Source organism: Microbulbifer mangrovi (assembly GCF_002009015.1).
GTDB lineage: Bacteria > Pseudomonadota > Gammaproteobacteria > Pseudomonadales > Cellvibrionaceae > Microbulbifer > Microbulbifer mangrovi.
The window spans coordinates 1-2,385 of the sequence record NZ_LZDE01000131.1 but is presented as its reverse complement, the minus strand read 5'-3'; the positions used below and the strand labels follow the sequence as shown (position 1 = coordinate 2,385).

The 2,385-nt window shown below is 62.4% G+C and carries 2 protein-coding genes; both read right to left on the bottom strand.

Features of this window, described 5'->3' with window-relative positions:
- Nucleotides 1–57 precede the first annotated feature (57 nt).
- Complete coding sequence (gene gshA / locus B4U49_RS00730) at nucleotides 58–1,647, bottom strand: glutamate--cysteine ligase (protein WP_078082692.1); 1,590 nt, start codon at nucleotides 1,645–1,647, stop codon at nucleotides 58–60.
- A 167-nt stretch (nucleotides 1,648–1,814) separates the two neighbouring features.
- Nucleotides 1,815–2,273: a hypothetical protein gene (locus B4U49_RS00725; RefSeq protein WP_078082691.1), complete on the bottom strand. Its 459-nt coding sequence runs from the start codon at nucleotides 2,271–2,273 to the stop codon at nucleotides 1,815–1,817.
- Between the last annotated feature and the right edge of the window lie 112 nt (nucleotides 2,274–2,385).

Genomic DNA, 2,385 nt, shown 5'->3' with positions numbered 1-2,385 from the left:
TCTCGCAAGACCGCACCCGGAAGCGGCACCTTCGCATCTGATTGTGTGCGCTAGAGGCTATAGCCCCTTCTGACAAAACGTGTACTGGGCGTAATACTGCCCGAGAAAATCCTCGAACGTACCCGTGTCTGCGTCTTCAACCGCGGCCTGCTGCTGCAGGGATTCCTCGGCCAGGCGCTGGTATTCCGCCTGTTCCGCTTCACTCAGCGGGCGCTCGACGAAGTACTGGCGGTGTTGCTCGGCCTTGGCCTGGGCCCACTGGAAGAAGGTCTGCTTGTGCTCGTGCATTTCCGCCAGCATTTGTGCCGCCGGGGTCGGTACCTTGCCGGCGATTTTGTCGCGCTGGGCGGATACGGCACGCTGGTAGTCGTGGCTCTCCCAGGCGCTGTCGAGCAGCTCTGCCATGGGATTGATTTCGTCGAGCAGTTCCGAGGCCCAGTCGGTGAGCTTGCGCTCGCTGCCGTTGTGCACCAGCTGGATTTCCGGGTCGCGACCCTGATAGACGATGCGCGACTGGTTCTCCTGGATTGCGCGGTAGTCGGCGTCGTCGGCCTGCGGGCTGTCGCTGAGCAGGCAGTGCAGCAGGAAGGCGTCGATAAAGCGCATCTGCGGGGCCTCGACGCCGAGGGGGACAAAGGGGTTGAGGTCGAGACAGCGCACTTCGATATATTCCACGCCGCGGGCGTCGAGTGCGGAGAGCGCGGTTTCCCCCATGCCCGCCGGGTTTTTCGGGCGGATCGGGGAATAGAATTCGTTTTCGATCTGCAGCAGGCCGGTGGAAAGCTGCTGGTACTCGCCGTTTGCATCCTTCACACCCTGCTCATGGTAGGGCGGATAGGGGCGGCTGATGGCGGCGCACAGGGTGGTCAGATAGCTGGACAAGTCGTTGTAGCAGACGATCAGGGATTTCTGTGCGTCGCTGGTATAGCCCAGGTCGCCCATACGCAGGGAAGTGGCCTGGGGTGCATACAGACTGCGGCCGTCGCCGTCGAATGACTGCAGCTTGTGCTCGCGATCCTGCACAAAGGTGCCGCACACCGCGGGAGCGGCGCCGAACAGGTAAATCAGCAGCCAGTAGTGGCGACGGAAGTTGCGGATCAGGTCGAAGTAGCGGCGGGTTTTGAAATCCTGCAGCGATTCGTCACTGCCCTCTTTCGCTTGCAGCCACTGCCAGAAACTGTCCGGCAGGGAGAAGTTGTAATGGATCCCGGCAATGGTCTGCATGGCGCGGCCGTAGCGCAGGCCGAGGCCGAGCCGGTAAATGGTTTTCATGGTGCCGCTGTGGGAGCTGCCATAGCGGGCTACGGGAATGTCTTCATCGCGGCCAATACGGCCGGGCATGCTGTTGACCCACAGGCGCTCGTCGCCGATCTGGCTGTAGGTGTAGCGGTGGATCTGGTCGAGCTTTTCCAGCGCCTGTTCCGGCGTGGCTACCGGCGGCGTGATGAACTCGAGCAGGGCTTCGGCGAAGTCGGTGGTGATGCACTCATGGGTGAGCGCGGAGCCGAGGCCGCGGGGATGCTCGGTGTGCGCAAGCTCGCCTTCGGGGGAAACGCGCAGGCTTTCTTTTTCGATGCCGCGACGAATGCCCTTTAACAGAGCTAAAGCTTCCGGCTGGGCCAGTTCGGCCAGGTTGAACGTGGTCACTGGGATCTCCTGTGGGCAGCCGGTCGGCTAACGGGCCGGGTTGCCGCAAACCGGATGGTTTACGCATCCGGCCTAAATGGGGGCGCGGCACAGCAACTCAAGGGGGCGTGGGGGAATCCCCGATTTACCCGACCTATTTGAACTAACAGGCGCGCGATGGTGGCTGGTCAGGCCTGGCCGGATACGGATTCCGGGGGCTGGTTGGGCTCCACTTCCGGGGTGGTGCCGGGAAACTGGTCCGGGTTCACCTCTGGCTGGGGTTGCGGCTCGACTTCCGGTGCCGGCTGCGGGTCCGCTTCCGGGTTGTGTTCCGGAGGTGCTTCGCTCGGATCCGGTTGCGGCAGCTCGTCCGGATCCCCCGCGGCGATGATTTTCTCAGGGGCGAGTATCGGCTCGTCGCTCAGGGCATCGGCGGGAATCTGGGGGTGCTTTTTTGTGTCCAGCGCACACTCGAGCAGCTCGATGCGCAGGGTGACATCGCGGGTATTGGCTTCGAACATCTGGTTGATGGCGACATCTTTGTGTTCGGTGCGGAACAGCTTGGTGCTCTCGCGGCCATCGATCCACTCGTTGCTCTTGCTTAGAAACTGCTGGTGCTGGTTGGTCAGCACATAGACTTGACTCATGCGTGGGGACATCTTTGCTCAGACATGGGGGCAGTTTAGCGGCGGTGGGGGGGAGGCTCAAGCGAACGGGTGTCTGATGGTTCTGTGGCGGTGGCGATGCGGGGTACAGCTT